This window comes from Shewanella sp. ULN5 (assembly GCF_030731885.1).
Taxonomy (GTDB): Bacteria; Pseudomonadota; Gammaproteobacteria; order Enterobacterales; family Shewanellaceae; genus Shewanella; species Shewanella holmiensis.
The window spans coordinates 23,900-31,321 of record NZ_JAPJEE010000027.1; the positions used below are offsets into that span (position 1 = coordinate 23,900).

The window sequence follows — 7,422 nt, forward strand, 5'->3', positions numbered from 1 at the left end:
CCCACTACATTCCTAACGCACAAACTTGAGAATATGGCCTTTAAAGGGATTAATTAGATATTCAGTATGAATAGGCTTTAAGTGAACCGACGTAAAACCAAGCTCAATCATTTTATTGGTAAGTTTGTTTTTATTGCCTCTACCTGGGTCGACTAAAATCATTTCGCTATGGGGTTTGGCGTGATCATTAATAAAGTTGGCTAATAATTCAACGTGCTCATCCTCATAAAGCAAATCACTGCCAATAATTAAATCAAACAAACCTAAACTGTCGTCGCGATTCGCCCAGTCAGTTTGTTCATAAGTGATTGGGTTATCATTATTCAGCGTAGTGTTACGTAATAAAAATTTACCCACTTCTGGGTGGTAATCCGTTGCTGTGATATCTGCATGTTTTTTATTTAGCATCAAACTGGTTAATGCCATACCACAGCCAATTTCAAGTATGCGTTTTGTGCCCGTATCATAATCAGAAATATAATGCGCCAACACTAAACTTGACGGCCAAACAATGCCAAATATAGGCCAAGTGGCAGATGAGATCCCTAGCTTTTCGGCGATACCTTGAGGGTCATCAAATTCTTGATTATCACGAAGTGTGCAAAGGTGAATATCGGTTTTACCAAACTCAACGGTTTGGTAGCGTAAGCGTAGATTTGTCATTTGGCTGCCTAATAATTGGCGCTCAGCCAGGTATCTTTGATAAATGACAAAACGAAGGGACGTTAACGGTATACTAAACGGGCTTAAAGGCAATGTATTTAACCAAGTATTAGCTTATTTAATCGTGCCGCTGAAATGGCAAAGGTATGAAAAGCGTCAAACAGCATTTTTTATTTTAAAGTCAATCGCCCTAAGCGTTCCTCAATATGTGTTTGCATGCTGTTATTTCTAAAAGCACGATGATTTGACAGCTAACCGACAGACAAAATAGATGAATTTGTTAATTGACCCTCTTGGATGCTAAAGGTATTTGACTGCCAAAGCAGACAAATACCTATACCGTAACAAACAGGGCTCGCCTATTGGCTGGCGCAAGGCTCAAGTATGCGTTGGAAACGCTATTTGGAGAAAAGTTAACTTTTAAGCTCGGTTAGGCGCACAACCAACGCTGACAGTTGGCAGCTCCTTGTCGCCGTTTTCGGTCTAAATGCTCACAATAGTCAGTTAATGCAGGTAAAGCCCCTACTGCACCTTTGAATAATCCGCCAAACTCGGTAGTGATTTTCAACCAGTTTTCAGCAGGAATATTTAGTCTATTGAGAATACCCTGGCTACTTGCGCTAATGGCACCGCGTTTATCCTGTCGAATTATCCTGCCGGTATCTTCAACCAGTACTATGTAGTCTTTTACACTGAACATTAACCCATTAGGCATGTTCAAACGCTCATTGCCCACAAAAGACAATAATTCTGTTGGTTGCTCACCTTTTATCGCTGAATTTATTCGACGCTGAATACTGGTGTAATCTGAGCTTTCGGGTGTGGTGGCCATTTGTGCGCGAATAGGATTCAAATCGACATAGGCCATACAAGCTAATACTGCTGCTTCATCTAATAATGCTTGGGACTTGAACCTACCCTCCCAGAAGCGACCTGTACATTTATCTTCTTTGTTGGCCATTCTGGCTATTGGCTCACTAAGCGAACGCATAAACCAGCTGATATCGATTAAGCGTTGTCTATACTGAGTTATGCAATCATTCACAGTATTAAGTTCAAATTCGTTTAGGTCTTCACCTTTTACGAACTTATGTGTCAGTAAAGTACCTTTAAAGCCTTTATGCCACTGAATCAGTACGTCTTTATCTGACCAGTTTTTTGCTTTATCTGCGTCCACTTTAACCACTACATGCAAGTGATTGCTCATCACGGCATAGGCACAGATATCAATAGCGAAGATGGTTGCTAATTCAAGGATACGGGCATCGACCCACTCGCGCCGATGCTCAAAATTCTCACCCGTTGATTTATCAAAGCCGCACAAAAACGCCTTACGTACAACACGCGAACAACAGTGGTAATAAGGTGTATCTTCTAAGCTAACGATACTTTGTCTTGGTCTGGCCATCTTCAAATACCATTTAGGAAGGGTACATAAAGCGTAGTTGAGCGGTTAATATTTAGCCAATAATTTTGGGTGGCCATATTATTTGGAAGGGTAAATAAAGCGTAGCTGAGTGTTTAATATTTAGCCAACAATTTTGGGTGGCCATGTCAAGGGCAGCCATGTCAAGGGCAGCCATGTCAAGGGCATCGACGGTGATGCACCTAGTTTGAACAATCTTGGGTGGCCATGTTATTCTGCGAACAATATAAACAGGTTTAGTTAACCCGTTTAATCATCAGTAGATTATAGATATTTTCCGTATATATTGGGCCTTCGCCGAACTTTCCATCAATATTAAAAAGAATAATTGAAAGTAAAATATAAACTACATTTTTCAATAGAAAAAAATACAACATTTGTAACCTACTAATAAATATGATTTAACAAGGTAAAATTAATAGACAGGCTTAAAGTCCCAAGCTATCTTAGCTAAAGTAAAGCCAAGGTAACAATGCATTTATGCAGCGTTAAAAGGATGGCGCGCACATTATTGCGTGTTAAATGAAGCGCATATCAATCAGGAAGATGAATCGATTCAGAAAATATCTGTAACGCTCCTTCCTTATCAAATTACCTATACAAAACAATCGGTTATAGATATCTATTTTCGATCACAGGTTACTCATGAAAAAATCATTATTATCTTTAGCCATGATTGTTATTTTTTCAGTGGTGGGCATTCAACTTTTCATCATTCCGCTGTTTGAAAGTCATATCAGACATCCAACAGAAAAATGGGCTTTAGAGTTTTTAACTTCAGGTTTTACCAACATACTTGCACAGCAATTACAGCCGTTACCCAAACAAGAAAGAGCGCTCTACTTACAAACCATACAGGCTAATTTTGGCGTTGAACTTTCTTTACAAGAATTCAAAGAAAATGACTTTTCCATCGAACAACAACAATGGCTTGAGCAGGATAAAGTGTTGGGGGATCCTTTAACTGATCTGGTATACCGAAAAATAGACAGTGAACAGATGTTAGTCGTGATTAATCCGAATACTGTACCTAAATATTTAATTAATGATGCACAGCGTTGGAGTATGGGCTCATTCTATCTTATTCATAAAAGGTTAGCAGGACAGCCAGAAAAGAACTGGCCATCCCTTATGGGTTCTATTAGCGATAATTTTGAACATCCCGTTTCACTGCAAACCATGAGTGAATTAAATTATAGCAAAGCACAAATGAGTGACTTAAATGAAGGACGTATTATTGCTATATCCACTGCCGACTCTGATTTCATTGGCTATCCAGCGGATATTGTTATTCAGCGTATTGCTAACAGTGACAAGGTCATTGTATTAGGACCATTCAGTCCCGAACTAAAAAGTAAAGTACAGTACATGTTAAGTATCTTTTATTTGATATTTAGCTTATCGCTGCTGGTGCCTATTGTTGTGTGGCTAATACCTGCGTGGCGCTCTATGCTCAGTCTTGATAAAGTTGCGATATTACTCGGCCAAGGTAAATTCGACACTCGTGCCAAACTGATCCGCTTTAGTCATTTGAATCATTTATCAAAAACATTTAATCATATGGCGGAGAAAATACAGCGTTTAATTTCTTCACATAAAAACCTTATTAATGCGGTTTCCCATGAGCTGCGTACGCCTATTGCACGGATTGAATTTAATCTCGAGCTACTCAGAAACAGCACTAAAAATGACTATCAACTGAAGCAATTAGACCGTATTGAGTTTTCATTAAATGAGTTAAATTCATTGGTTTCAGAAATGCTTGCACATGCACGATTTGATAGAGAAATGCCCGTACTGACATTTGAGTCTGTTGAACTTAAGCACTGGTTGAAACAAGAGCTCATCACCTGGCAAGAAGCTAATCCAAACATGACAATTATTTTACTTGAAAAGGGTAACTGTAATGCCATGATTGACCGGTATTATATGAGCCGCGCTATCTGCAATTTAATTAGGAATGCAATAGCATACGGACAAAATCAAATCCAAATAAGCTACCAAAAGTCGCATGTTGGGTGGATGCTATTCATCGAAGATGATGGCACTGGTATCCCCTTAGCTTCAAGAGATAAAGTGTTTGAGCCATTTTATCGCGAAGATGAAAGCCGTAATCTACAAAAGGGTGGCACAGGATTAGGTCTGGCAATTGTAAAGCAAATTTTAAATTGGCATGGAGGAACCGCTAGCGTTAGCACTTCCGCTTTAGGAGGTGCACGCTTTGTCCTCGATTGGCCAGAAAAAACATCATGACTCATTGCGAGTTGAATATGGAACAAGTGATGAAGACAAAAATTTTAGTGGTAGAAGATGACTTACCCTTAGCGGAATCTATTCAGGAATACCTCACATATGAAGGTTATCAGGTAGAGATCGTCTCTAACGGAGTGCAAGCCGTATCACACATACTGGAATGGCAACCTGCACTAGTTATGCTCGATATCATGCTACCAGGAAAAGATGGTTTGACCGTATGCCGTGAGGTTAGGCCAAAATATAACGGCTATATTTTAATGTTTACTGCCAGAGAAGAAGAAATAGATCAAATTGTAGGGCTTGAAATCGGCGCAGATGATTATTTACTAAAACCCGTCAAGCCTCGTTTATTATTGGCTAAAATAAAAGCCTTTCTAAGGCGGGAGTTATCAACTGAAGCACCCAATGAGCATCAGCAGCCCAATGTGTGTATGAATTTCGGGCAACTAACGATTGATACCCAAAAGCGAAGTGTCATCTTAAGTGATGAGCCTATCCCACTCACAGATGGTGAATATGATCTGTTAGTCACTTTAGCTAGACATGCAGACAATATATTGTCCCGCAATGACCTAGTAGAACAAGTAAAAGGTCATTACTACGATGGTATTGAGCGTGGCGTCGATAATCATATCAGCCAACTTAGAAAAAAACTGGGGGATAACGCCCGTAATCCATTTAAAATTAAAACGATTCGCACAAAAGGTTATTTGTTTGTTTCTAGCGGCTGGTGAAATTAAGCCTGCCATCATAGTAAACACCATCATTCAAAAAATCTAAACTATTAATATAAAACAAATACGACTTTATAAATTGAAATTAAAATTGCCCTCCCCTCTGAACCTAAAGACAATTCGTGACAATATCTGACAGCAGCTGACAACCGCTGAGAGTTGTTCTTGTCGGCGTGTGTTAGCATTTTGTTTATAAATTTAGCCCGTCTGCAATGCCGTGCTTAATGACTAAATAGTCAAAAGTATTAAAACGCAAAGCAATGACTAACTGAATTTTAACCACAACAATATTGAGACACTATGGAGATTCTATGAACAGAGGTAATAAAGGGATTATTGTTGCATTAATAGTAAGTGTTTCCGCAGTACTGAGTGGCTGCAGTGGAAACTCTGATGAGTTGGATGAAAAATTAACTCATACTGTAAAGATGTCTTTCATAAATTCACTGGCTTATATGGCTGATTTTCATGTTAGTAAAAGAAATATAAGCACAGGATATACTGGCCTATTTGATAGCAAGAATATCGCTTCAAGCGATGTTAAAGCCAATGATATAAGTAGTGTCTACAACTATAGTTACGATGCCATTAATAATATGGTTAATTTAGGCGTTAAAGACAGTATCAATGCTAATCAAGAAAAACGTATAACGACCAATTTAAGTAATGGTAATCATCTTTGGGTCATCGCATGGGAATCGTCAGGTAGCAGCACATTGTCAGCGATAAACAAAAAGCAACACAATACTCCTGATGTATTCAACGTACGTTTATTTGCAAATGGTAATTACGATGTCTCTGTTGACGACACAGCCATATTGACTACGGAAAAAGGTATTGTGACTGATTATCTAGCAGTTAGTAACTGCGCTAACAGTTTGAAAGTGGCAGGTAATACCATTGATTTATGTACGGGTAACATTAGCAGTTCTTACTTACTCGTAGTAGATGGTAATGGTAAACGAGTTATGACAGAAGAATGATTTTTACATTTAAAAACAACAACTTACTAATTTGCAGGCGGCTTTAAAAGCTGCCTACAAATGAGGTGGCAATATTTTTAGTACATCATATTACTTCACTTTCCAATTCACTTGTTGGCCGGCAAAAAACGGCACAATAGGGTTACCGTTAGGCAAAATAATTTCTTCTGGCACGGTCCAGGTTTCTTTTACCAAGGTTACGGTGCCAGTATTACGCGGTAAGCCATAAAAATCAGCACCGTGTAAGCTAGCAAAGCCTTCTAACTTATCTAATGCGCCTAAGTTATCAAATACTTGGGCATATAACTCTAATGCACTCCAGGCGCTGTAACAGCCAGCACAACCACAAGCCGATTCTTTACGGTGCTTTTCATGCGGCGCGGAGTCTGTCCCTAAGAAAAACTTACTTGAGCCCGTTGCCACAGCAGCTTGCAACGCTTGCTGATGTATATTGCGTTTTAAGACCGGTAAGCAAAAGTTATGCGGACGAACTCCACCGACTAATAAATCGTTACGGTTTAATAATAAATGCTGTGGGGTAATGGTGGCTGCGACATTAGATGAAGCAGCAGCAACAAACTCAGCGGCTTCTTTGGTGGTAATGTGTTCAAACACCACTTTAAGTTGTGGCAAGGTTTCGACAATACGAGCAAGGTAGCGATCGATAAAGACTTTCTCGCGATCAAAAATATCGATGTGTGATTCAGTTACTTCACCATGAATAAGCAACAACATACCTTGCTCAGCCATCACTTCAAAAATCGGAAACAATGCATCTAATGCTTTCACTGCGGCATCAGAGTTCGGTGTGGCACCTGCTGGATATAATTTTGCGGCCACAACACCAACGGCTTTTGCATCAATGATGTCTTGCGCTGTAGTGCTGTTGGTTAAAAATAAAGTCATTAGGGGCTCAAAGCTGCTTCCCTGAGGACGTGCAGCAAGGATACGCTCACGGTAATCAACGGCCATCTGGGCTGTAGTGACTGGTGGCATAAGGTTTGGCATGACAATCGCACGTTGGAATAGGCGTGCTGTGGCTGGCACGGTTTCTTGTAACATGTCGCCATCACGAAAATGTAAATGCCAGTCATCAGGGGTTGTGAGAGTAATTTGCGTCATAATGAGTCCTAGGTTGTGCCACCCCATTTACGTCAAGCCATAAAAGCGGGCTAATTAAATGAGTAAAAACATAGCCACCCATTTTTAAGAAAATAACATAACTCGTTTTGATTTCTTTTACGACAGTTCTTTTCTTGGTACTCAATCCAATTATTTAGATCGATATAGCTGAAAGTTAGCGCTGCATTAGTCATTAATTAGTCATTGATTAGTCATTGATTAGTCATTAATTAGTCAT

The 7,422-nt window shown here is 39.4% G+C and carries 6 protein-coding genes; 3 read left to right on the plus strand and 3 right to left on the minus strand.

Annotated features, from left to right (window positions below; genetic code table 11):
* Positions 1-12: 12 nt before the first annotated feature.
* Both ORI98_RS17710 and ORI98_RS17715 read right to left on the minus strand, forming a co-directional pair.
* The gene (locus ORI98_RS17710) at positions 13-663 is read right to left on the minus strand and encodes a methyltransferase (protein ID WP_306136095.1); all 651 of its coding nucleotides are present in this window, start codon (positions 661-663) and stop codon (positions 13-15) included.
* Positions 664-1,093: 430 nt separating this feature from the next.
* Positions 1,094-2,071 (minus strand): transposase, encoded by a 978-nt coding sequence (locus ORI98_RS17715; RefSeq protein WP_306136096.1) that lies wholly within the window; start codon positions 2,069-2,071, stop codon positions 1,094-1,096.
* Positions 2,072-2,734: 663 nt separating this feature from the next.
* On the opposite strand from ORI98_RS17715, the gene ORI98_RS17720 reads away from it, so the two are divergent.
* The 3 genes from ORI98_RS17720 to ORI98_RS17730 all read left to right on the plus strand — a co-directional run bounded on the left by ORI98_RS17720 (position 2,735) and on the right by ORI98_RS17730 (position 6,062).
* Complete coding sequence (locus ORI98_RS17720; protein WP_261300022.1) at positions 2,735-4,342, plus strand: ATP-binding protein; 1,608 nt, start codon at positions 2,735-2,737, stop codon at positions 4,340-4,342.
* 29 nt (positions 4,343-4,371) lie between these two features.
* Complete coding sequence (locus ORI98_RS17725; RefSeq protein ID WP_261300023.1) at positions 4,372-5,079, plus strand: response regulator; 708 nt, start codon at positions 4,372-4,374, stop codon at positions 5,077-5,079.
* Positions 5,080-5,390: 311 nt separating this feature from the next.
* A complete protein-coding gene (locus tag ORI98_RS17730; RefSeq protein WP_226413344.1) occupies positions 5,391-6,062 on the plus strand; it encodes a hypothetical protein in 672 nt (223 codons plus the stop codon).
* A gap of 90 nt (positions 6,063-6,152) precedes the next feature.
* Here ORI98_RS17730 and pyrC read toward each other — a convergent pair whose 3' ends face one another.
* Positions 6,153-7,184, minus strand: a complete 1,032-nt coding sequence (pyrC, locus tag ORI98_RS17735) for a dihydroorotase (RefSeq protein WP_306136097.1) — start codon at positions 7,182-7,184, stop codon at positions 6,153-6,155.
* Positions 7,185-7,422 lie beyond the last annotated feature (238 nt).